Origin of the sequence: Marinobacter sp. DUT-3, assembly GCF_050379435.1 — a bacterium.
Classification (GTDB): Bacteria; Pseudomonadota; Gammaproteobacteria; order Pseudomonadales; family Oleiphilaceae; genus Marinobacter.
In genome coordinates this window covers 881302-903549 of sequence record NZ_JBNRMG010000001.1, presented here as the reverse complement: position 1 = coordinate 903549, position 22248 = coordinate 881302, and the positions used below count along the sequence as shown (strand labels likewise).

Annotated in this window: 18 protein-coding genes; 10 read left to right on the top strand and 8 right to left on the bottom strand. The window is 55.9% G+C overall.

Annotated elements, in window-relative coordinates; all coding sequences use genetic code 11:
- Nucleotides 1-145: 145 nt before the first annotated feature.
- Nucleotides 146-2485 (top strand): FdhF/YdeP family oxidoreductase, encoded by a 2340-nt coding sequence (locus tag ACQUWM_RS04040; RefSeq protein ID WP_428921258.1) that lies wholly within the window; start codon nt 146-148, stop codon nt 2483-2485.
- 41 nt (nt 2486-2526) lie between these two features.
- On the opposite strand, the gene fdhD is transcribed toward ACQUWM_RS04040, so the two are convergent.
- Nucleotides 2527-3342, bottom strand: coding sequence for a formate dehydrogenase accessory sulfurtransferase FdhD (fdhD, locus tag ACQUWM_RS04035; RefSeq protein WP_428921257.1), 816 nt, complete (start codon nt 3340-3342; stop codon nt 2527-2529).
- A 309-nt stretch (nt 3343-3651) separates the two neighbouring features.
- On the opposite strand from fdhD, the gene ACQUWM_RS04030 reads away from it, so the two are divergent.
- The 5 genes from ACQUWM_RS04030 (at nt 3652) to ACQUWM_RS04010 (ending at nt 10907) form a co-directional block, all read left to right on the top strand.
- Nucleotides 3652-4863 (top strand): M48 family metalloprotease, encoded by a 1212-nt coding sequence (locus ACQUWM_RS04030; RefSeq protein WP_407000634.1) that lies wholly within the window; start codon nt 3652-3654, stop codon nt 4861-4863.
- Between the two features lie 153 nt (nt 4864-5016).
- Nucleotides 5017-5487: a MarR family winged helix-turn-helix transcriptional regulator gene (locus ACQUWM_RS04025; protein ID WP_406984432.1), complete on the top strand. Its 471-nt coding sequence runs from the start codon at nt 5017-5019 to the stop codon at nt 5485-5487.
- 158 nt (nt 5488-5645) lie between these two features.
- The gene (locus tag ACQUWM_RS04020) at nt 5646-6482 is read left to right on the top strand and encodes an alpha/beta fold hydrolase (RefSeq protein ID WP_428921256.1); all 837 of its coding nucleotides are present in this window, start codon (nt 5646-5648) and stop codon (nt 6480-6482) included.
- Nucleotides 6483-6505: 23 nt separating this feature from the next.
- Entirely contained in the window at nt 6506-9652 is a 3147-nt protein-coding gene (locus ACQUWM_RS04015; protein WP_428921255.1) for an outer membrane lipoprotein-sorting protein, read from the top strand.
- A 1-nt stretch (nt 9653) separates the two neighbouring features.
- On the top strand, nt 9654-10907 hold the full coding sequence (locus tag ACQUWM_RS04010) for a DUF1302 family protein (RefSeq protein WP_407000630.1): 1254 nt from the start codon (nt 9654-9656) through the stop codon (nt 10905-10907).
- 70 nt (nt 10908-10977) lie between these two features.
- Here the strand turns inward: ACQUWM_RS04010 and ACQUWM_RS04005 are convergent, their stop codons facing one another.
- A complete protein-coding gene (locus ACQUWM_RS04005) occupies nt 10978-11217 on the bottom strand; it encodes a hypothetical protein (RefSeq protein ID WP_407000629.1) in 240 nt (79 codons plus the stop codon).
- A 211-nt stretch (nt 11218-11428) separates the two neighbouring features.
- Between ACQUWM_RS04005 and ACQUWM_RS04000 the strand changes: the two genes are divergently transcribed.
- The 3 genes from ACQUWM_RS04000 to ACQUWM_RS03990 all read left to right on the top strand — a co-directional run bounded on the left by ACQUWM_RS04000 (nt 11429) and on the right by ACQUWM_RS03990 (nt 14208).
- Nucleotides 11429-12472, top strand: coding sequence for an AraC family transcriptional regulator (locus tag ACQUWM_RS04000; RefSeq protein WP_407000628.1), 1044 nt, complete (start codon nt 11429-11431; stop codon nt 12470-12472).
- Nucleotides 12473-12580: 108 nt separating this feature from the next.
- Nucleotides 12581-13645, top strand: a complete 1065-nt coding sequence (locus ACQUWM_RS03995) for a class I SAM-dependent methyltransferase (RefSeq protein ID WP_428921427.1) — start codon at nt 12581-12583, stop codon at nt 13643-13645.
- 230 nt (nt 13646-13875) lie between these two features.
- Nucleotides 13876-14208, top strand: coding sequence for a hypothetical protein (locus ACQUWM_RS03990; protein WP_407000627.1), 333 nt, complete (start codon nt 13876-13878; stop codon nt 14206-14208).
- A gap of 12 nt (nt 14209-14220) precedes the next feature.
- Here ACQUWM_RS03990 and ACQUWM_RS03985 read toward each other — a convergent pair whose 3' ends face one another.
- The 3 genes from ACQUWM_RS03985 to ACQUWM_RS03975 all read right to left on the bottom strand — a co-directional run bounded on the left by ACQUWM_RS03985 (nt 14221) and on the right by ACQUWM_RS03975 (nt 16524).
- Entirely contained in the window at nt 14221-15405 is a 1185-nt protein-coding gene (locus ACQUWM_RS03985) for a low temperature requirement protein A (protein WP_407000626.1), read from the bottom strand.
- Nucleotides 15406-15431: 26 nt separating this feature from the next.
- On the bottom strand, nt 15432-15683 hold the full coding sequence (locus ACQUWM_RS03980) for a hypothetical protein (protein WP_428921254.1): 252 nt from the start codon (nt 15681-15683) through the stop codon (nt 15432-15434).
- A gap of 67 nt (nt 15684-15750) precedes the next feature.
- Nucleotides 15751-16524 carry an SDR family oxidoreductase gene (locus ACQUWM_RS03975; protein WP_428921253.1) on the bottom strand — a complete coding sequence of 258 codons (774 nt, stop codon included), beginning with the start codon at nt 16522-16524 and terminating at the stop codon, nt 15751-15753.
- Nucleotides 16525-16662: 138 nt separating this feature from the next.
- On the opposite strand from ACQUWM_RS03975, the gene ACQUWM_RS03970 reads away from it, so the two are divergent.
- On the top strand, nt 16663-17586 hold the full coding sequence (locus tag ACQUWM_RS03970; RefSeq protein WP_428921252.1) for a LysR family transcriptional regulator: 924 nt from the start codon (nt 16663-16665) through the stop codon (nt 17584-17586).
- A 43-nt stretch (nt 17587-17629) separates the two neighbouring features.
- Here the strand turns inward: ACQUWM_RS03970 and purU are convergent, their stop codons facing one another.
- Genes purU through ACQUWM_RS03955 form a run of 3 tightly spaced genes read right to left on the bottom strand, consistent with a single transcriptional unit; the run spans nt 17630 to nt 22240 of the window.
- Nucleotides 17630-18496, bottom strand: coding sequence for a formyltetrahydrofolate deformylase (purU, locus tag ACQUWM_RS03965; RefSeq protein WP_407000622.1), 867 nt, complete (start codon nt 18494-18496; stop codon nt 17630-17632).
- An 11-nt stretch (nt 18497-18507) separates the two neighbouring features.
- Nucleotides 18508-19227 (bottom strand): sarcosine oxidase subunit gamma, encoded by a 720-nt coding sequence (locus tag ACQUWM_RS03960; RefSeq protein ID WP_428921251.1) that lies wholly within the window; start codon nt 19225-19227, stop codon nt 18508-18510.
- Nucleotides 19220-22240, bottom strand: coding sequence for a sarcosine oxidase subunit alpha (locus tag ACQUWM_RS03955; protein WP_428921250.1), 3021 nt, complete (start codon nt 22238-22240; stop codon nt 19220-19222). The genes ACQUWM_RS03960 and ACQUWM_RS03955 overlap by 8 nt, the downstream gene beginning before the upstream one ends.
- Between the last annotated feature and the right edge of the window lie 8 nt (nt 22241-22248).

Sequence of the window (22248 nt, the reverse complement as noted above, 5' to 3'; positions counted from 1 at the left end):
TTGTTCTGATTCTTGCCTATCACCCATGAATGAGCAAATGCTGACAATAGAGGGCCCTTATCACTCATTCATTTATTTCGATTAGATACTGAGATTAAAAAGAAATATAAAAGAATAACCTTTGGCGGAAAACTCAGGAGCCCGGATGAGCGATAACGAGCACATAAAAAGTTACGACGGCCCGGCTGCCGGCTGGGGGGCGCTGAAAAGCGTGACCAGGAGCTGGTTGGGGAGTGAGAATGCCGTCAGGAACATCCGGGCAATGCTAAAAACCAACCAGAATACCGGATTTGACTGCCCTGGCTGTGCCTGGGGGGAGTCTCCGGAAAGTGGGTTGGTGAAGTTCTGCGAAAATGGCGCCAAAGCCGTGAACTGGGAGGCTTCAGGTCGTTCCGTCGATCCCGCTTTCTTTGCCAGACACAGCGTATCGGATCTGGCTCGCCACACGGATTACTGGCTTGAGTATCAGGGGCGGCTGACGCATCCCTTGCGTTACGATGCGACGACCGATCATTATGTCGAAACAACATGGGACGAAGCGTTCACCCTGATCGCCCGACACCTGCAAAGCCTGGAGTCGCCCGATCAGGCGGAGTTCTATACCTCCGGCCGGGCAAGCAATGAGGCGGCTTTTCTATACCAGTTGTTTGTTCGTGCATTTGGCACCAATAACTTCCCTGACTGCTCAAACATGTGCCACGAGGCCAGTGGTGTGGGCATGACAGAGAGCATCGGGGTAGGTAAGGGCACCGTGGTTTTTGAGGATTTCGAGCAGGCCGATGCCATCTTCGTGATTGGCCAGAATCCCGGTACCAACCACCCCCGTATGTTGGAACCGCTTCGTGAAGCGGTTGAGCGTGGTGCGCAGGTTGTTTGTCTCAATCCACTAAAGGAACGTGGCCTGGAGCGATTCCAGCACCCGCAACACCCGTTTGAAATGCTGAGTAACGGCTCGGAGCCGACCAGTACGGCTTATTTCCGGCCCGCGCTGGGGGGCGATATGGCTGTCATGCGGGGCATCGCCAAGTTCCTGCTTACTTGGGAGCGTGAAGGGAAGCGTGAAGCAAAAGACCAGGGCCAGCCGCCCGTGTTCGACCATGAGTTCATAAGCGAGCACACATCTGGGCTTGATGAGTATCTGTCGGTAGTCGATGCGACGAGCTGGGAACACATCGTGGAGCAATCCGGATTGAGCCTTGATGACCTGGAGCTTGCCGCACAAATGTATCGGCGTGCCGAGCGCGTCATTATGTGCTGGGCGATGGGTATCACGCAGCATCGCCATTCCGTAGCGACGGTGCAGGAAATTATCAACCTTCAGCTGTTACGGGGAAACATAGGCAAGCCAGGTGCTGGCCTGTGCCCGGTGCGGGGCCATAGTAATGTTCAGGGCGACCGCACCATGGGTATTGATGAGCAGCCTCCAGAGTGGCTACTTGACTCGCTGGAGCGGCGTTTCCGGTTTTACGTGCCACGACTGCATGGCCACAACACCGTGCTCGCGATCAAGGCCATGGAGGAGAAACGGGCAAAGGTATTCATAGCGTTGGGAGGGAACTTTGCACAGGCGACACCCGACAGCCCACGCACCCACGATGCGCTGCGTAACTGTGACCTGACCGTTAACATCGCGACCAAACTGAATCGGTCTCACCTGGTCACAGGTCGGGATTCGCTGATACTGCCGTGTCTGGGGCGCACCGAGATTGACCTGCAGGCGGAGGGCCCTCAAGGCGTCACCGTCGAGGACACTTTCAGTATGGTTCACATCTCCTACGGCCAGCTCAAACCGCGATCCCCACACCTCCGGTCGGAACCCGCCATCATCGCGGGTATGGCCCGTGCGACCCTTGGCAACCATCCCATCGACTGGGAACACACGGTCGCGGATTACAGCCGTATACGGGATCTGATTGCGGACACGATTCCAGGCTTTGAACGCTTCAACGATAAGTTAAAACACCCAGAGGGGTTCCATCTGGCGAACCCCGCAGCCCAACGGCTATGGGAAACCGGTAGCGGGAAAGCCCGGTTTACCCCCAGCGTTCTGCCCGGGGAACTGGTCAATGAAGGTGTGCTGCAACAGGGAGAAAAGCCAGACCTGATTCTCCAGACGATGCGTTCACATGATCAGTACAACACAACCTTGTATGGATTGGACGATCGCTATCGAGGGGTATTCGGACTGCGTGACGTCATTTTCGTGAATGCGGACGATATACGTCGGCTTGGGTTTGAGCCCGGTGACAAGGTGGATTTGGTATCGCTCTGGGATGACGGGCGGAAGCGCCGCGTGTCTGATTTCCTGCTGGTTGCCTATGACACGCCACCAGGGCAGGCCGCTGCCTATTACCCGGAAACCAACCCGCTGGTGCCACTGGATAGCTATGGTGATCGCACTTTTACTCCCACTTCAAAATTCATTGCGATCAAGTTGGAGAGGGCTGCGCCGAGCAACCTGATCCCGACGTCAGCTGTTTGCTGACAGACCTTTCGTTCCAGGCTCACCCTGGTCCCGGTTCTCCGTCAGCCTGGGGCAGGGCTGTATACTCTTGGCGCGCTGTGATGGGGAACATGGATCAGATTCAGACCGTATCGACGGGCCCATTGAACGGTCAGGGCGGTGGGTGCGGATAAGCTTACGAGCGTTCCGATCTGCGCCCGCACGGCTTTGTGAATGAGCTCCAGGCTACAGCGACTGGTCACGACCACAAAACCGTCACGGGGATTCTGGCCAGCATTGATCATCGCTCCGATGAGCTTGTCCAGGGCGTTGTGGCGGCCAATGTCTTCGCGACAGAGTCGGACATGTCCTTTCGTATCGATATATAGCGCGGCGTGCAGCGCGCCGCTGTGTCGGCCCACCTGTTGTGCCACCGAGATCCTATCGCGAAGATCTCCGAAAAGGTCGGCGTTTGGGATAGGCGTATGCGTAAGCCCGGTAAGTTGCGGCAGTGCCTGGTCAATGGCGTCCGTGCCACAGATTCCGCAGCCACTGGTTCCGGCCAATTGCCTGCGGGAACGCTTCAACGCCCAGAACGCGCGGCTGGATATGGCCACTTCAGCGCGATGAGAGTCACCGGACTCCGTTACCTGGATATCGTAAATCTCATCCAGGGAGTGAACGACATCGCTGGTGAGACTGAAGCCCCGGATAAAATCCTCGAAGTTGCCCGGCGACACCATCATCACGGCCTGACTGATACCGTTGTAGCTGATGGCCAGAGCCGTCTCGCGGGGGAGCGCTGATGCACCGTTCATTTCGGTGTGATCAAGCTCAATATACTCAAACTGTTCGGGCGTAGAGGGCTCAGCGTTGATGTTGATAGTCGCGTTTGTCACTTGATCTGATGTCCCTTTATTCGCGCTTTGAAAAAAAATCGACCCATCAATAATATTGAAATGCCGGGAGCCCATCCAATCATCTGTATTTACTGAATGATAAGCGAACTTGATCAAGCTTCAAGACATCCCGATAGACTCGCTCATACTCTGTTCCTATACTTCCGAAGTCTACTGCATGGAAGCACCTCAATGACCCCGGCTCCAAGGACACCTTGTGTTCGTTGCCCCGTGCTTTCTTCCGGTCGTGCATTCGTGGAGCCTGGATGTGGCTCTGTCACCCTGTAGTCATCTAATTGAGGGACTGGGATGGATCTGGTTTATAAAAATGAAAAACCATTGCTGATCATTGCGGCGGTGTTTTCCGCCATATTCTGGCTGGCGCTGATTGTGGGTACCCTGGGCATCGCCTTGTTGTATCTGCTCCTCGGTTATCTGTTTTTTCTGTTTGCCCATTCGGCATTTATTTCCCACCTGAAAGGGTCTGGCGTGCGGATCAGTCAGGATCAGTATCCCGATCTGTATGAGCGCCTGGTTCGGAGCTGTGAAAAGGTCGGGGTCAAGGAGATCCCGGAGGCTTACCTGCTGCGCACGGACTTCTTTAACGCCCTGGCCACAAAATTTCTGGGCCGGCATTTCGTCGTGTTGTTCACGGATGTTATAGATGCCCTTGAAGATCAACCAGATGCGATCGATTTCTATATTGGGCATGAACTTGGGCATATTCACCGCAAGCACTTGTCGTGGCGTACTTTTGTAATGCCGGGCTCGCTGTTGCCTATTGTAGGCCCGGCATTGCGTCGTGCGGAGGAATACACCTGTGACCGGTACGGAGTTGCCTGTTGCCAGTCCGAAGGCGATATCAAGGCTGCGATTGCCGCGATCGCGGCGGGTGATACGCGTTGGAAAACAATTAACGTCGATGCCTATATCAATCAGGTGGCCACCACCAACGGGTTCTGGATGTCGTTCAACGAGCTGACTGGTGACTACCCCTGGCTGACCAAGCGCATGGCGACCGCGGTTGCCGTGTCGCAAGGCCGGCAGATAAAACACCCGCGCCGCCACGGATTTGCCTGGTTTCTCTCGATGTTTGTGCCGCGGGTGGGCGGGGGAGCCGGTGGTGCGGCCTCTCTGATTGTGACGATAGCGATCATCGGTGTGCTCGCCGCTGTTGCCATCCCGGCCTATCAGGAGTTTCAGGATCGGGCGCGCTATTCCTCAGCGTATTCAGCAGCCCAACCCGTTCAGGAGCAGGTCACCGCCTATGGCTATGAGAACCAGGCGTGGCCGACCACCATGAACGAGTTGGGGTATGCGCAGCCAACCCTATCGGATCCTGATCTGGGATATGAGATAGATATCTATGAAAACGGCCTGATTGGTATCGAAGTGGGGACGGATGCCAGTGGAGAGTCGCAGTACATAATACTGGAACCCGAAGTTGTCGAAGGCGAAATCAGTTGGGTTTGTTTTGGGCAGAATGTGGAAGCCAAGCTGCTTCCGTCGGCGTGTAGCTGATAAAAACGGCGGGGCTGGTGACCCGTCTGGCTGATTCGTTAACCTACTGAGCCAGGCGGGCCACTAGACAACACAGGTGTTAGTCACGACAATATAGTGTATATGCAGCATTGGCCGTTTTAAATGACGCAAACCGAGGGGCAAGGGGTAGGTATGAGCTCAACAGGCGAACAGGCAATCGATACACCTGATCCAATGGCCATCGCACAACAGTGTGCGGCTTTACACTCCAGGGTGTTTTCACGTCTGGTTACCCGCCATTACAACGCCTATCTTCGTCCGACCGGTTTGATGGTCACCCAGTTCACGATCATGAATGCTATTACGCTTTTCACGCCAGACTCGATACACCATCTGGCTGAGACTCTGGGCATGGAACGCACGTCTCTACAGCGGACGGTGGACAAGATGATTGATAAAGGCTTATTGCAGACCCGCTCAAGCGGACACAATCGCTCTCTGGAACTGAGCCTGACACAAGAGGGAAAACGGGTTTATAAAGAAGCCTCCGTGAAGTGGAATGAAGCGCATCAGGCATTTGTCGACATGGCGGGAACGGAAGAGTGGTCCAGTGTTGTCGAAAAGCTGCAGGGCTTCAGCGCCTCCCTGAAATCAAACCTTTGATCTTTACCGGCAGTCTGCATTGACTGCCTGCCTAACGACGAAAGAGATCCCGCGACAAATAGGATAGGGGTGGAAAAGTGCTTGCGATCCGGTTTCAAGTTTCATAGTGTATATGCACTATAGTTAAAAATCGGTCGAGTGAAGCTGAGGTGAAAGCGATGAGTATGGCGGAGAAGATGTTCAGGGTAGGGTTTGGCGGATTTAGTCGCCTGGTTCCTACCCAGGCATCCAATGTTGCACGTAAGTTAATGATGAGTCCCCGCAAAGGTACCCCGAAGAGCTGGGAACTCGACATGCCCGAGCCAGACCGGGAATTGGCGCTGGGTAATGAAACACACTTGTCGATATGGCAGGGCGGCCCGTTGAAGGTGCTGTTTGTTCATGGGTGGGAAGGGCGTGTATCACAATTCGCCCCGCTGCTGGGCCGGTTAGACCGGTCACTGTTTACGTTCTATGCCGTACATCCGCCCGGCCATGGGATGTCCGCGGCTCCGGAATCTCACCCAGGCAAGTTTATCGAGGCAGTCCGGGCCGCATTGGCCTTCATTGGTGAGCCTGTACATGCAGCCATTGGGCATTCGATGGGGGCCGGGGTGCTTTGCTATGTGCAGGCACATGATCGTTCAATAGAGCGCTTGGTCCTAATCTCCGGTCCCGCTCATTTCCACGGTATCCTGACTCGATTCTCGGCATTTCTCGGGCTGGGTGCATTAGCCGAAAAACGCTTTCTGGCATCGGTTGAATCCCATGTCGGGATAGCAATCAGTGACCTTGATATGACAGGTCTGGCTGAACATATCACCCAACCTGTCATGATCGTTCATGACCTGGAAGACAAGGAAATTCCGTTTTCTGAGGCGTTGCAGTTACATCAGCGTTTTCCGTCATGCCATTTATTGGAAACCAGGGCATTGGGACATCGCCGCATATTGCAAGGCGATGAGGTGGTGGAGCGCATCGATGGCTTCCTTTGTGGTTTTATTGGCGATCTATAGTGTATATACATCAGGAGAAGACGATGAGTAAGACATCGGCACGTGCTGAAGCTTTTTTTCTTACCGTTATCCGTTGGCGATGGGTTGTTTTGACCATTGCCTTAGCGATCCTGGCAGGCCTTGGCAGCCAGCTCGGGAAATTGACGAAGAATACACAGGCTGACGCCTTCATCAGCCCTGACGAGCCAGCGCTCGTTTATCGGGAAAAAGTCGAAGATATTTTCAACCTTCGGGATCCCATCGTTATTGCGGTTATGAATGACGGGGAGTCAGGGATCTTCAACCCCCAAAGCCTTGATCTGGTGAAATGGCTGACGGAGCGAGTTGAGCAGGTGCCGAATGTAGATCCTGACCGGATTACCAGCCTGTCCACCGAGTCCAATATTCGTGGTACCGAGGACGGCATGGAGGTCGACGACTTTTATGGCGAAGGCCCGGTAGACGAACAACGTGCGGATTGGATCAAGGCCGCAGTCAGTGACTTCCCGCTCTTTCAGGGAAGCCTGGTGGCGCGGGATGGCACCGCCACGCTCCTTATTGTTGAGCTATTGGATGAAACCAAAGCGGAAGCCACCTATGACGAAATCATGGCTTTGGTAGAAGATGCACCGACCGGGGCGAATGACGAAATTCATGTGGCCGGTGAGGGGGCCGTGGCCGGGTATCTTTCCAATTATATCGACCAGGATGCAAAACGGCTGAACCCACTTGCCGGCCTGATCATTACCCTGATTCTGATTGTTGCATTCCTGACACCCAGGGCCGCGCTTGTTCCCAACTTCGTGGTGGCAGGTACGGTGGTTGTGGGCCTGGGAGCGATGGCGGTTTCCGGTGTGTCTTTTTTCGTCATCACCAATGGCCTGATCGTGTGCATGATCGGGATCGCCGTGGCGGACTCCATCCACATTTTCTCAGAATACTACGACACCATGGTCAGCCACCCGTCACTGGATCACCATCGCGTGATTGCCCATGCCGTGGCGCGGGTCTGGCGCCCGGTCACGTTGACGACGCTAACCACCGCCGCAGGCTTTCTGGCGCTTTATCCCACCAATGATATGCCACCACTTCAGTACTTTGGGGTGTTTGGCGCACTCTCTGTGATAGCCGCGTGGCTGTTAAGCCTGCTGGTGACACCTTGCCTGTTGAGCCTTCTAAAGTTGAAGCCAAGCCGTCGCATCAAGGTTGCCCATAACATGGCACCGCCAAGCCTTCTGTCCAGAACGCTTTCCGTACTGGGAACGCAAAAGCCACGGGTCACGCTGGCGGTCGCTGTCCTGATCGGTGCGATCGGCGTGGTTGGAAGCAGCAAGGTCGTTATCAATGAGGAGCGTATCGAAAATTTCCAGGCGTCCGAGCCTTTGTATCAAGCCGACAAAGCCATCAACGCCAGCATGGATGGAAGCTATTACCTGGACGTAGTGATTGAGACCTCTGATGCCAACGGACTGTACAAGCCAGAGGTGTTGAACCGCATCCGGAACCTGCAGCACTTCCTTGAGCAGCAGCCGGAGATCCATGGTTCGACATCCATAGTCGACTACATCCAGCAGATGCACAAAGCAGTCAATGAAGGGGATGACCAGTATTACAGTATCCCCAATGACCCAAATCTGACTGCCCAGTTGTTCCTGCTGTATACAGCTTCCGCCTCTCCCACCGATTTCGAGGACAAAATTGATCCTGAACGCCGAATTGCCCTGGTGCGGGCGAACCTCTCCACAGGGTCCTATCTCACGTCCAGGGAGCTGATTCCCAGACTGGAATCCTACCTTGAACAGCACTTCTCGGAACCCGGCGTCAGCGCCAACATTAGCGGGCGTGTAAACGTGGACTTTCACTGGATACAAGGCATTGCCGCCAGTCACTTCAACAGTGTGATGGCGGCCTTTATTGCCGTGCTCGTTATGGCGGCCCTTCTCTTCCGGTCTCTGGTCGGTGGTGTCATGGCTGCCGTACCGGTGGGGCTGGCCATCCTGACGGTTTATGCCGTGATGGGCGTAACGGAGATCTGGCTGGGCGTTGGCACTTCCATGTTTGCAGCTATCGCTATTGGTCTGAGCGTCGATTTCGCCATTTACACACTCGATCGCCTGAAGGAGGTATTGAGCATGCAATCCGATACAACGGTGCAGCAACGAATCCAGTCAGTGTTCCAGCTTTCCGGACGTGCACTTTGGTACAACTTCCTGGCGGTAGGGCTTGGTTTTGGCGTATTGATGACCAGCCAGGTACCGCCACTGGTTAACTTCGGGCTGTTAGTCGCAATGTCCGTTGGTATCGCGTTCATTTCCAGCCTGGTGCTGCTGCCCGCCATTGCCCTGGTCTTCAAACCCGCCTTCCTGTTTGGGCAAAAACAAAGCAAGTGGCGAGGCGCTGCACTTGCATTGGTGCTCATTGCCCTGGCGTTTGGTGCCCAGCTGGCGTCCGCACAAGAGGCACCAAGCGGTGACAGTGTTATTCAACAGCTGAATGCCCGGGACGAAGGCGATTCCGTCTACCGGGAAATGCGAATCGAGTTAACCGACCGCCGCGGCAATACCCGGGTCGAGGAAACGGTGGCGTTTCGGAGATATTTCGATGATACCAAGAAGACCGTCATTTTCTATACCAGCCCTGTTAACGTCAAAGGGACTGCCTTTCTGACATGGGACTATGCCGATAATGCCCGGGATGACGACCAATGGCTTTACCTTCCTGCGTTGCGGAAGGTTCGGAGGATTTCGGCATCGGACAGGGGGGACTATTTCCTTGGTACTGACTTCACTTACGAAGAAATCAAGAAAGAGAGCAAGATCTCTGCGGAAGACTATCACTTTACACTGGTGGGTGAAGAGGAGGTGGATGGCCGTCATACCTGGGTGATCGAAGCCAGGCCCGCTTCTTCGGAAGTCGCTTCGGTTCTTGGTTACAGCAAGGTGCTGTTACGAATCGATCCCGAAGTCTGGATGCCACGATTGTCAGATTACTGGGATGTTGCCGGCAACCATTTGAAAACCATTCATACCAGGAAAATTGTCAATATAGATGGCATATGGTCTGTTGAAGAGATCGAGGCAAAGAATCACAAAACCGGCCACCAAACGCGGATACTGTTCAGCAATACTGACTATGACGCCGCTGTACCTCCCAGACTGTTCGAACAGAACGCATTGAAACGAGGGTACTGATATGAGGCGCCAGATTTTTGCGTTCATGGTCATGACCCTGATGTCACAGGCGCTATGGGCGGTAGACGTCGGCTTTAGCGGGATTAGCCAGTGGAATTCAGGCTACGAAGTAAACACCGGCGAATGGCAGACAAACCAGTTGGCGATAAAACCCGAGATAACGGCTCGATTTGACGGCGGTACCAAAGTGACCGCCAAACTTCTTGCGCGCTGGGATCTTGAGGACAAGCTTGAGCCGGGTAGGCCGGCACAGCCTTTCAGATCAGGTATTAATCGTCGCATCTTCCCTGACAACCACACGGATCTCGAATTGCGGGAGTTGTTCGTGGATGACTACCTGGGCAACACCTTTGTCCGCATTGGTAAACAGCAGATCGTTTGGGGTCAGGCCGATGGCCTGCGCGTGCTGGACGTTATTAATCCACTGAATCACCGTGAGTTTATCCTTCCTGAGATGGAAGACCGACGCATCCCCCTCTGGAGCGCCCAGGTTGAAATACCCGTGGACTCATGGAGCCTGCAGTTGGTGTGGGTACCAGACAGTACCGTCACCGAGGCACCGGAACCGGGAGCCGCCTTTGCATTGCTGGATGACCCCTTCAATGGGGCAGGCACACTAACGGTTGACCGACCAGAGGCATTCAGCGAGAGCGATTACGGTGCACGCCTTGGGCGATACTGGAATGGGTGGGATCTCACTCTCAACTATCTGTACCACACCATCGACGACCCGATCATTACCATTGATCCTTCGGAACAGGCGATTCTGGCCAGCTACAACCGCTCCCACCTGTTTGGAATAACGGCCGCCAATGCCTTTGGGGATTACACCTTCAGGCTGGAAGCCGGATATGAATCAGAACGAAAATACGCTTCATCTGTGCATGGCCTCCAGTCTACCGGTGAACTCAGTTATGTTCTGGGCCTGGACTACAGCGGGTTGACGGACACACTGTTAAGCGGACAGTTTTTCCAGTCGGTTCGCGATAAAGGTCTTGATGTCCCGCGCACGGAAGAAAGCGCCACATTGCTGCTTCGACGCGATTTCATGAACCAGGTTGTCCAGTTGGAATCGCTTCTGATCTATAGCTTCGAAAATCGAGACGCCCTGTGGCAGTTAAGTGCGGATTATCAGCTTACAACGAATGTGCAACTTAACGCAGGCGTAGACCTATTCAGTGGTGACAGGGAGGGGCAGTTGGGTCGATTCCGGGATCGGAGCCGTCTGAATGTGGGGATTGAGTTGGGATTTTAATCGCTAAAAGCAGAGGTGGGAGATTAACCTCCCACCTCGTTCGTTAAGATACGACACAGGGCGCTCAGGGTTATTCAGGGAACATTGACAGAGCCTCTTTCAGGACCTTGACTGACTCATCGTGTTTGCCTTGCTCGTGCAGGGTCTGGCCCTGATCACGGAGCGCCTTGATGTTATCGACGGTTTCCCGGTCGAGCTCTTGTGCAGACTCTAGTTGTGAATCCACCTTGGCAACGAGACCGGGACACTGCGAAGCTGCCACGGTGCCGGCCAGGAACAGACCAAATAGTAGTGCAGCGATATAACGCATAGTGTTTCCTCCTTTCGTACGCCTTTATTAAGCATATACAGCGACTCTCTGTTTGGCCAATTACAGAATAGATGACGTTCCTCGTTCCAGATGCGTCATTCGATCTTCTGGTTATTCAGCGGCTTTCTGGCTTTAATAAGAGGATTAAGCAGAACAGTATCCGGGTTGCGGTAGCAACCCGGACTATCTTTCATCTAACGGTGCAGCCGCCATGAATGAAGATACGCTCTCCGGCCTGTTGCGCTGTATCCGTTTGCGCGGAGCATTATTTTTCCACGTCGAATGTGTCGGCGCCTGGGTCACCGAGGCACCGGCCGCTCATCTGATCGCCCATGCCGTGATGCCGGCTTCCGAACACATGATGGAATATCACGTGGTGTTAAAGGGATCTTGTTGGGCCGGTATAACGGGCGAGGCACCGTTTGAAATGAATGAAGGGGATGTGATCCTCTTTCCTCACGGCGATCCTCATGTGATGTCCAGTATCCCGGGACTGCGAGCGGAACCGGATCTCGAATATCTGGTTGCTACGCTGAAACAGTGTTCGGGATTGCCGTTCATGCTCTGCCAGGAGGACGACTTTCGGGCTCGGCCTGCAACAGCGGCAGAACGAGGGCCGGATAGTACCTCTGGCGCAGTGCTGCTCTGTGGTTTTCTGGGTTGCGACAAGGGGCCATTCAACCCGTTGCTGACCGCATTGCCAAGAGTGATGCACGCTCGTGCCAACGAGTTGACTGACGGTCACTGGGCCGGACAGCTTGCCAGACTGGTTGAAGCCGAGTCGCGCTCAAAAAGACCAGGTGGTGAAGCGATCCTTGAGCGTATGAGCGAAATGATGTTTGTGGACCTGATCCGTTTTTACCTCAGCAAAATGCCGGAAAGCCAGACCGGATGGCTGGCGGGGTTGCGTGATCGTCATGTTGGTCGGGTTCTGGGGTTGATGCACCGGTCCCCGGCTGACGCCTGGACGCTGGAAAAGCTTTCCGGCCATGCCGGCCTTTCCCGATCCGCGCTACAGGACCGCTTCGTGGAACTGGTCGGACAGCCCCCCATGCAATACCTCAGAAGCTGGCGGATGCAGGTCGCTTCCAACCTGCTGGTCGAAACCAACGCGAAAATAGTCACCATCGCCGGTGAAGTGGGTTACGAATCCGAAGAGGCGTTTAGCCGATCATTCAAACGCGCCGTAGGCCTATCGCCTGCCGCCTGGCGTCGTGAGCGGTCGGTGCCGAAGATCCGGTATTTCAGTCAATAACACTGGACGAATGATCATTCAGCCAGAATACCGATGCTCCCATCATAAGCATGTCCACAGGGACAACTTCAAACCTCTACCTGACATGGAAGAAATCTGATGGAAGCAATGCAAGCCTTTGATGAAGATAAACTGAATGCCTTTGTGGGGCAGGTGCTTGGTGATCTGGGCGGTGCATACAGCGCCGCATTGGTCAAGATCGGCGACCGGCTGGGACTGTATCGCGAGTTACAGACCCGGGGACCTGCAACCTCGTTGGAACTCGCCGAGCGGACCGGCTATTCCGAGCGTTATCTGCGCGAATGGCTGGCGCATCACGCAGCCTCGAATTATCTCGAATACGATCGATCAACCAGACGGTTCCGGTTGCCTCCGGAACAAGCCATGGTCTTCGCTGACGAGGACAGCCCGGTTTACATGATCGGGGGCTTCGAAAATGCCTTCACCACCTTCGAGAATGAGCCCAGGGTGAGTGAAGGGTTTCGTACCGGTGAGGGGGTAGCCTGGGGCGATCAGGCCCACTGTATGTTCTGTGCGGTCGCCAAGTTCTTCCGCCCGGGCTATGTCCATAATCTTGTTCAGCATTGGCTTCCTGCGCTGGATGGCATGGTCGAAAAACTGGAGCTTGGCGCGCGGGTCGCAGACCTCGGCTGCGGTCACGGCCATTCCACATTATTGATGGCGGCAGCGTTCCCGAATTCCACGTTTATTGGCTACGACTTTCACGGTGAGTCTATCGATTCCGCGAATGCGCATCGTGATGAACATGGTCTGGCCCCGGATCGTGTCCGCTTTGAGCAAGCCACGGCCACAGACTTCGACGGCGGTGATTTTGATCTCGTGACCTGTTTTGATGCGTTGCATGATATGGGGGATCCGATCGGAACTGCATCCCATGTGCGGAATCAGCTTAAGTCGGATGGCACCTGGATGGTGGTGGAGCCCATGGCGGCGGATGAGCTGAGCGATAACTTTAACCCGGTAGGGCGGCTGTTCTACGCGGCCTCAACGAGTATCTGTGTACCCACGGCCCTGGCACAACAGACCGGCTTTGCACTCGGTGCCCAAGCGGGCGAACGCAAGCTCTCAGCCGTTATTAAAGAGGGAGGTTTCAGCGAAGTGCGAAGGGCAGCGGAAACTCCGTTCAATATTGTCCTGGAGGTGCGTCCCTGAGTTTTCGAGTCGGTCAGATATCAACGCCTCTTTGCCCAAAATCGGAGGATCGTAATCGGGCAAAGAGGCTCAGTTCTACTCCTTTGGTATTGGTGCCAAAAGAGGATCAGTCCCATCCGTTTTGAATAGTTCATAAACAACGCAGAAGCGTTAAGTTAAAAGCGTAAAGGAATCGTATGTATTTACAGGTAAGGAGTTCAGAGCAGCAACGTTAAGCTCCAGAAGGTGGCATGATGTTAGTCCAACAACGTCCATCATTTTTGGTAAAAGAGAATCAGCAATACGCCGGAACCGGCGGTTTGAGCGAAAATAACGCCCATGCCCGTTTTGTTCCAGCCTTTAAAGACTCTTATACCGGCCAGGTAGAAATATCCCGATATCGCGACGGTCGTCCTGCACCCTTCCATTTGGTTGATGGATTGCCCGAGGAATGGATAACCAATAGGGACCTGGCGAGCAATGTTGTTGAACTCAAAGCCACTGTCATTTCCGGATTCGTTCGGTTAGGGCGTTTCTTTACACGCCAGGAAGCCTCGGATTTTGTGGATCAGCTGACTTCTTGAGGTTTTGAATGGTCAGTCATCTTGCTCACATCTCAGCTGCATAAATGTCGCAAGCACCAGCAGGATCAGCAGAATCCCTCCTCCCGTCATCAATCCTGGCAGATGCAATACACTCGCGAGGTAACCGAGCGCGATCAGCAGGACTGTCGCAATGCCGTAGGCCTTGGGGATTTTCTGAGCCATCACCCTGAAAAAGAGCATGCCCCCAATCAAGAACAGGGTCGGACCTGCAATGGCAATGACGATGGCCGGTAAATGCATGGCCGCAATCGGATGTGCGACGATTTCTTCGATGGCAACAGCCATGGTAATGGCGCCGCACACCATGATCCCGTGAGCGTAGGCCAGACCAGACCGGGCAAGGCGTGTGTGGTCGGATGCACTGGAGAAGCTGCGCTCGCCCGTTTCCGTCGCATATACGAAATACAGCCACCACAATGACACGATCATCGAAAAACCAAGGACACCGGCCACTACGGTGGCCGGTGTCAGCGTCTGCCCTGAGAGTAATCCGCCCAGCAACAGGATCGACTCGCCAAGGGCAATAATGAACACCTGTTGATTTCGCTCCAGGAGGTGAAGGCCGCGCAAGGGCCAGGTTCCCATAGGCGTTGCCCCCAGCCTTGGCACCCAGAAGCCAACGTAAGGCGCGGCATAATCCACCAGCACGGCGATGACCCAAAGAACCAGGCGGCATTCCGGAAAGATCACTCCGGCAATCCAGAATACCGAGGAGAGGGCGCTCCACAGCCCGAGTTGCGCATAGTTACGACCCATGCGCGTTCCACGAAACACCAACGCCATATAGGCTGCCCGCAACAACGCCATCACAACGTATGCGCCGACGAACAGGCCGGCTCTGGCGGTAAAAGCAGAGGGCATGGCGATCGCCATCACCAGCGCGCAGGCCATTAGCGCAATCATCAGGATGCGCCCGCTCAGATGGTCGGGGTTGACCCAGTTGGTTGCCCACGCGGTGTAATTCCAGGACCACCAGACCGCAGCAAACAGGGTGAAGGCTTCCAGTGCGCCAATAGCTGTCTGGTGGGCGAGAAGATAATGGGATAGCTGGATGATGGAAAATACATAGACGAGGTCGAAGAACAACTCCATGTTGGTTACACGGGGTGTTTCTTCACCTTCAAGTTTTCTCAATGCCTCGGTTGGCACAATCCGATGAAGGAAAGATGGTGTCATATCAGTTCCTGAACCGGGCAACGCCCCTAGAACTTCCTCGCCAGAATAACCGCCGTGGCTGCGGGCAGGCCGAATACGACGATGAAGATGGGTAGCTCCTCCATAAAGGAGTAGCCAGCGTGATAAACGCCAACGCCCATATTAAGCGCTGCCAACACAAACCAGACCACCAGGTAGAGCGGCAGTGCTGCGCTGAACGTTCGGTCCATGGTTCTGGCACCAAATACCGTGAGTGCCAGTAATACGAAACCACCAAGAATGACAAGAAAGGTGTGCATTGTGCGAGCTCTCCACAGTCACAAATGAATGCGGAGGCGGTGGCTCCGCCTCCGTTCGCTTGTAGGCTTACTTGGTAGTGTAGCCGCCATTGACCAGAATGGTTTGACCGGTCATCCACCAACCTTCTGACACCATAAACCGGACATACGGGACGATATCCTCGATTTCCGTCAGTCCGGATTTGGAGAAGGGTGAAAGGGCGGCCGCCGTTTTGTGGAAGGCTACTGCCTCATCACTTTCTGCCGGGTAGAAGAACGGCGTATCCATCGGGCCGGGGCCAATGGCTGTGACCGAAATGCCGCGTTCACCGAATTCCTTGGAAGCGGCGCGGGTGAAGTGTTCCACCGGGGCTTTCAGGCCGGCATAAGCGGAGTAGAAGGGCGTGTAGGCACCCAGAAGGGAAGTCACGATGGTACAGATCTTCCCATTGTCGTTGAGTGACTTGCCCGCCTCCTTGAGGAAAAAGAACGCCGATTTTGCGTTTATGGCGCTCATGGTGTCGTATTCCTGTTCGCTGATTTCCACCATGGGCTTCTTCAGAACCATGCCGACGGTATTGATGGCAATATCCGGCTTGCCCAGTGCCGCCTCGGTATCTGCAAACAATTTTTCGACATTCGCTGCTTTGGTGAGATCCTGCTGGAAAATCGCGGCTTCCGCCCCCGAAGCCCGGATTTCCGATGCAACTTCCTCGGCGGCAGGTTGGGTTGAGTCACTGTTGTAGTGGATGGCGATGGCCTTTGCTCCCTGGCCGGCAAGATCCTTTGCCAGGAGCCCCCCGAGGTTTTTGGCGCCACCTGCAATCAGAACCACTTTGCCTTGAATACTGTTTCTGGACATGACCGTTCTCCCTTTCTGTGTTGCGTTCGAGAGGCGGGGCTTCCCGCCGAGTTCGCAATCAGGCTAGTCTGTATGTGGATCTGAATAAATAAGGCATTCAGAACATCAGATGTCGGGAAAATCGAACAATGGAACCACATGGACAGAATTCGCCAGGTACAGATTTTCATTCAGGTGATGGAGAGCGGGAATTTCACGCGAGCGGCTCATGCGCTAAACATCCCCCGATCGACCGTTTCCACTACCATCCAGGCCCTTGAGGATCGGTTAGGGACCCAGCTCCTGCAGCGTACCACCCGGCAGGTGGCCCCGACTCAGGACGGGCTGCAGTTCCTAGAGGCAGCCCGTTCGCTGGTTGAGACCTATGAGGAAGCCGAGTCGATGTTTCGCCATGAGCCGCAGCAGGCAGAAGGGCGGTTACACGTGGATATCCCGAGCCGGATTGGGCGTCGAATTGTGATTCCGGCCCTTCCTGAATTCCTGGAGCAGAATCCTCTGATACAGCTTGAGTTCAGCATGAATGACCGGATCATCAATATGCTGACTGAAGGTGTGGATTGCGTTATTCGAGTGGGACACCTGCCGGACTCGGAACTGGTTTGCCGGAAACTTGGGGATCTTGAAGTTATCAACTGTGCCAGTCCGGCGTATTTGGCGCAGTACGGGATGCCAGAGTCGTTGGACGATCTCGCGGAACACGTACTCGTAAATTATTCAGCCAACCTGCCAGCGTTGGCTGCGGAATGGGAATACCTCGACGGAGAGCGGGAACGGATCGTGAAAATGCAAAGCAAGATCACAGTGGATAACGCGGAGGCTTATATCGCCAGCGCAAAAGCCGGCATGGGCATTATCCAGATCCCGAGGTTTGACGTTGAACAGGCTATTGAAGAGGGAACACTCGTCCAGGTACTGGACGCCTACAAAGCGCCTTCGCTGCCAATCTCTTTGTTGTATCCGAGTCGACGCAACGTTCCGTTACGGGTTCGGGTGTTCCAGAAATGGGTAACGGACCTGCTTTCAGTCCATGGGGTATGGACCGGTTGTGAAGAATGGGGCTGAAGTACTTCAGCCCCATTCTTCTGTTCTGCATTACCACACGCTTTCAGTCCGGAAACACAACGGTCCGGTTGCCGTGCAGGAATACCCGCTTTTCAATGTGATAGCGTATCGCCTTGGCCAGAGTCTGGCTTTCAACGTCCTGGCCTTTTGCCACCAGATCTTCCGGATAATGGCTGTGATCCACCGCCTGCACGCCCTGGGTAATGATGGGGCCTTCATCCAGGTCATCGTTTACGTAATGCGCCGTCGCACCCACCAGCTTGACGCCCTTGGCCCAGGCCTGGTGGTAGGGTTTGGCACCCTTGAAGCCCGGCAGCAATGAATGATGGATATTGATCGCCCAGCCGTCGAGCCGTGCGGCCATCTCCGACGACAGCACCTGCATGTAGCGAGCCAGAACAACCAACTCGCACTGATGCTCGTTAATCAATTCCCAGACCCTGGCCTCCTGCTCAGGCTTGGTGTCCGGGGTGACTGGCAGGTGGAAATACGGAATACCGTGCCAATCCGCCAGTGATTGGAGGTCCGGATGATTGGAAATGATCAGGGGAATGTCGATCGCCAGTTCGCCTGTGCGGTAGCGGTAAAGCAGATCGTTCAGGCAATGGTCGTATTTCGAGACCATGATGGCGACACGGGTCTGGTGTTCCGGCGCTGTCAACTGCCACTGCATGTCGAACTTTGCTGCACGGGGTTCCAGGATCTCGCGGAATTGCTGCAGAGAGGCTTCGCCTCCCAGCGGCCGGAACTCCACCCGAATGCTGAAACTTTCCGTGGCCTTGTCGTCGAATGAGTTCAACGCCACGATGTAGTTCTCACTTTCGACCAGACTGCGGGTGACGGCATCGACCGTACCCAGACGGCTCGGACATTGAGCCGTCAGGATCCAGAGTTTCTCTTTAATGGCCATTGACTATACCCTCAGATTTCAACCGGGCTCGCCTGGGTCCGGCCAGAACGGCTTGTGGAGGCGCCTTGTGCTGGTTGGCTCAGGCTAAGGCGGTATTCCTGGCTGGCGTCAACCAGCCAGCGCCAGACATAGTCCGCGAAACTGCGGCGTACCACCAGTTCCCACTCGTCCTCGCCGACCCGGCGAAGCGTTGCCTGGGACTTTGCCAGCACTGTGGTCACGACTTTGCCGACCGGGAAGTTGTGGTCGTGCACGTCATAAGGGCAGCTCTTCATCAGTACCGAGCGGGCCCTGGAACCGGCCAACCGCACCAGCGTCTGGCCGCCGCCGACGTTAATCACCGCATAGTGGCCGTTAAGCTGCTCGCGCAGTGTCATCTCCATGGCCAATGCCTGATCGCCCGGTCCCGTCAGCAACCATTCGTCCGGTGCGATCCAGCTCAGGGCCCATTCGCTGTTCTGGTTGCTCTGCAACACCTCAGGTAGCGCCAGTCCGGTGGCCGCCTCGACGCCCTTGGCGAAGTCGGCGTTATTGGCGTCTCCCCGCAGGGCCAGGTGAGTCTTCAGGGCGGATTCCCACAGATACACCCCCGGGTTCTCCGGTGTTGTCCTGGACGCGGTTTGCGCCTGGTGTGCCAGCGGGCTACGCGCTGGAATCCCGGTCTCTGGCAACTGCTCCATGATGGCTACCTGGGTCGACACAGGGACCGCCTTGTTGATTGCTTCAGACATTTTGACGCTCCCCCTTCGGATCCAAAAAGATAGTGCTACAGATTTCTGCTTCGACAACCCGGCCGTCGACCAATGGGTAGTGGACGGTTTCCCCCATTCGCTTGTGGCCGTTCTTGATCACGCCCATGGCAATTGAGCGACCAAGATTGGCGCTGTAATAGCTGGAGGTAACGTGCCCCAGCATCGGTACCGGTTTCGGATGGTTCGGGTTGTCCACGGCCTGGGCGCCTTCGGGCAATACAATGCTCGGGTCTTTGGTTTTCAGACCGACCAGTTGCTTGCGGTTTTCCCGTACGCAGTCTTCCCGCTTCATGCCACGCTTGCCAATGAAGCTGAACGGCTTGTCCTCCTTCACGGCCCAGCTCATGCCGAGGTCGTAGGGGTGAACGGATCCGTCGGTGTCCTGACCGGCGATGATGAAGCCTTTCTCGGCACGCAGGATATGCATGGTCTCGGTTCCGTAGGGTGTCAGGTCGTACTTGGCGCCGTGCTCGAACAGCTTCTCCCATACATACAGGCCGTAGTTCGCCTGCACGTTGATTTCATAGGAGAGTTCGCCGGTGAAGGAAATCCGGAACACCCGGGCCGGTACGCCCGCCACTGTACCCTGACGCCAGTCCATGAACTTGAAACTGTCTTTGTCCAGGTCGATATCATCGGTCAGTTCGGACAACAGTTTGCGGGCGTTTGGTCCGGCAATGGTCATGGTGGCCCAGTGGTCGGTCACGGTGTTCATGTAGACCTCCAGTTCCGGCCACTCGGTCTGGTGGTAGAACTCCAGCCACTCCAGCACACCGGCGGCGCCGCCTGTGGTGGTGGTCATCAGGAAGTGGTCCTCGGCCAGGCAGGAGGTAACCCCGTCGTCGAAGACCATGCCGTCTTCTTTACACATCAGGCCATAGCGGCATTTGCCGACCGCCAGTTTGGCCCAGGCATTGGTGTAGATACGGCCAATGAAATCGCGGGCATCCTTACCCTGAATGTCGATCTTACCCAGAGTCGAGGCGTCGAGAATGCCCACACTGTTGCGTGTTGCCAGGCATTCCCGATCAAGGGCCTGCTGCATGGTTTCGTTCGGTTTGGGGAAGTACCAGGGGCGCTTCCATTGGCCAACGTCTTCGAACAGGGCACCGTGCTCGACGTGCCATTCGTGCATGGCGGAATACCGCTTGGGCTCGAACAGGTCGTTACAGTGGCGTCCGGCAATCGCGCCGAAGGTGACCGGCGTATAGTTCGGCCGGAAGATGGTGGTACCCGTTTCCGGAATCGACTGGTTCAGGGATTTTGCGGCGACGGCCATGCCATTAATGTTACCGAGCTTGCCCTGATCGGTACCGAAGCCCATCGCCGTGTATCGCTTCACGTGCTCGATGGATTCAAAACCTTCGCGGGTCGCCAGCTCGATGCCGGCGGCGGTCACATCGGTCTGGAAATCGACAAACTGTTTTGGTGCCCGACTGTTAGGCTTGTGGTGCGGAATGCAGAACAGTGCCATGGGGCGGGTTTCTGGTCGGGTCCTGACCGACGGCACAGCGGCAGGCTCCGCCTCAAAGCCGGCATTGGCGGCAGCCTCGGCGCCAATCCGGGCTCCGTCGGTAAGGCAGCCGGAAAGGGAAAAGCAACCGGTCACGGCACCGGCCGTAAGTTGCTTCTGAACGGTCTTGCCCGGCACGAAGCCTATGACCTCGTCATCCCAGACTGGGCGGCTGCCGGTGTGGCAGGACAGATGAACCGCTGGGCTCCAGCCACCGGAACTGGCCAGGGTGTCGCAGTTCAGTATCCGGTCTTTACCCGTGAGCCGGGTGCCGTCAGCATTCAGGCCGGCGACCACCGCGCCTGTCACACGCATCTTACCCTGAGCGTCAATGACGGCGTGGCCTTTGAGTATCCTGATGCCACGTCGGTTGGCCTCGTCCTGCCAGGCGCCGTCGGCATTGGCGCGGGTGTCGACAATGGCGACGACTTCCCGCCCTGCGTCCTGCCAGTCGAAGGCCGTACGATAGGCGTTGTCGTTGGTGGTCATCAGTACCAGCCGGTGGCCGGGTGCCACGGCGTAGCGGTTGATATAGGTCGACACTGCTGAAGCCAGCATGCATCCGGGCAGGTCATTGTTGCCGTACACCAACGGCCGCTCATGGGCGCCCGTGGCCAGCACCACCCACTTGGCACGCACCCGGTGCAGGCGTTGACGAGACTGGTTCGCCGGGGCGCGGTCGCCCAGGTGATCGGTACGGCGCTCGTGAATGGTCAGGAAGTTGTGGTCGTGGTAGCCGTTGACGGTGGAGCGGGGCAGCAGCAGAACGTTGTCATACCCCGACAGTTCCTTCAGGGTATCCCGTACCCAGTCGCCGGCAGGTTTGCCATCCAGGGTGTCGCGGCCGTCGAGCAAAGAGCCGCCCATCTCGGCCTGTTCGTCAGCGAGGATCACACGTGCTCCGGAGCGGGCGGCTGACAGGGCGGCCGACAGTCCGGCGGGCCCGGCCCCGACGATCAGTACATCGGTATGCTGATTCAGGTGGTCGTATGTGTCGACGTCCGGATCACGCGGGGAACGGCCAAGTCCGGCAGCCTTGCGGATGTATTTTTCATAGGTTTCCCAGGCAGCCTGGGGGAACATGAAGGTCTTGTAGTAGAAGCCGGGGGGCAGCATGCGACCGAGGATAGAGCCGAAAACGCCCAGGAAATCGAACTGCAGGTTTGGCCAGCCACTGGTGGGTTGACTGACCAGACCATTAAACAGTTCCTGCTGCGTGGCGCGGACGTTCGGTACCTGGGTGGCTTCGGTGGCCCCGAGCTGGAATACCGCATTGGGTTCCTCGGCACCGGCGGCGACGATGCCGCGGGGGCGACTGTACTTGAAACTGCGCCCGATCACATCGACCCCATTGGCGAGTAACGCCGAGGCCAGTGTGTCACCGGAAAAGCCTTTGTAGCGGCGGCCGTTGAATTCGAAGGTCAGGTTCTTGCTGCGGTCGATTCGGCCGCCATGTTCGAGACGGTTAGGTTGTGTCATGTCGTCGC

What these genes read in the sequence shown, in the direction of transcription:
- ACQUWM_RS04040 (WP_428921258.1), top strand. Translation starts at nt 146, where the DNA reads ATGAGCGATAACGAGCACATAAAAAGTTACGACGGCCCGGCTGCCGGC.
- ACQUWM_RS04030 (WP_407000634.1), top strand. Translation starts at nt 3,652, where the DNA reads ATGGATCTGGTTTATAAAAATGAAAAACCATTGCTGATCATTGCGGCG.
- ACQUWM_RS04025 (WP_406984432.1), top strand. Translation starts at nt 5,017, where the DNA reads ATGAGCTCAACAGGCGAACAGGCAATCGATACACCTGATCCAATGGCC.
- ACQUWM_RS04020 (WP_428921256.1), top strand. Translation starts at nt 5,646, where the DNA reads ATGAGTATGGCGGAGAAGATGTTCAGGGTAGGGTTTGGCGGATTTAGT.
- ACQUWM_RS04015 (WP_428921255.1), top strand. Translation starts at nt 6,506, where the DNA reads ATGAGTAAGACATCGGCACGTGCTGAAGCTTTTTTTCTTACCGTTATC.
- ACQUWM_RS04010 (WP_407000630.1), top strand. Translation starts at nt 9,654, where the DNA reads ATGAGGCGCCAGATTTTTGCGTTCATGGTCATGACCCTGATGTCACAG.
- ACQUWM_RS04005 (WP_407000629.1), bottom strand. Translation starts at nt 11,217, where the DNA reads ATGCGTTATATCGCTGCACTACTATTTGGTCTGTTCCTGGCCGGCACC.
- ACQUWM_RS04000 (WP_407000628.1), top strand. Translation starts at nt 11,429, where the DNA reads ATGAATGAAGATACGCTCTCCGGCCTGTTGCGCTGTATCCGTTTGCGC.
- ACQUWM_RS03995 (WP_428921427.1), top strand. Translation starts at nt 12,581, where the DNA reads ATGCAAGCCTTTGATGAAGATAAACTGAATGCCTTTGTGGGGCAGGTG.
- ACQUWM_RS03990 (WP_407000627.1), top strand. Translation starts at nt 13,876, where the DNA reads ATGATGTTAGTCCAACAACGTCCATCATTTTTGGTAAAAGAGAATCAG.
- ACQUWM_RS03985 (WP_407000626.1), bottom strand. Translation starts at nt 15,405, where the DNA reads ATGACACCATCTTTCCTTCATCGGATTGTGCCAACCGAGGCATTGAGA.
- ACQUWM_RS03980 (WP_428921254.1), bottom strand. Translation starts at nt 15,683, where the DNA reads ATGCACACCTTTCTTGTCATTCTTGGTGGTTTCGTATTACTGGCACTC.
- ACQUWM_RS03975 (WP_428921253.1), bottom strand. Translation starts at nt 16,524, where the DNA reads ATGTCCAGAAACAGTATTCAAGGCAAAGTGGTTCTGATTGCAGGTGGC.
- ACQUWM_RS03970 (WP_428921252.1), top strand. Translation starts at nt 16,663, where the DNA reads ATGGACAGAATTCGCCAGGTACAGATTTTCATTCAGGTGATGGAGAGC.
- purU (WP_407000622.1), bottom strand. Translation starts at nt 18,496, where the DNA reads ATGGCCATTAAAGAGAAACTCTGGATCCTGACGGCTCAATGTCCGAGC.
- ACQUWM_RS03960 (WP_428921251.1), bottom strand. Translation starts at nt 19,227, where the DNA reads ATGTCTGAAGCAATCAACAAGGCGGTCCCTGTGTCGACCCAGGTAGCC.
- ACQUWM_RS03955 (WP_428921250.1), bottom strand. Translation starts at nt 22,240, where the DNA reads ATGACACAACCTAACCGTCTCGAACATGGCGGCCGAATCGACCGCAGC.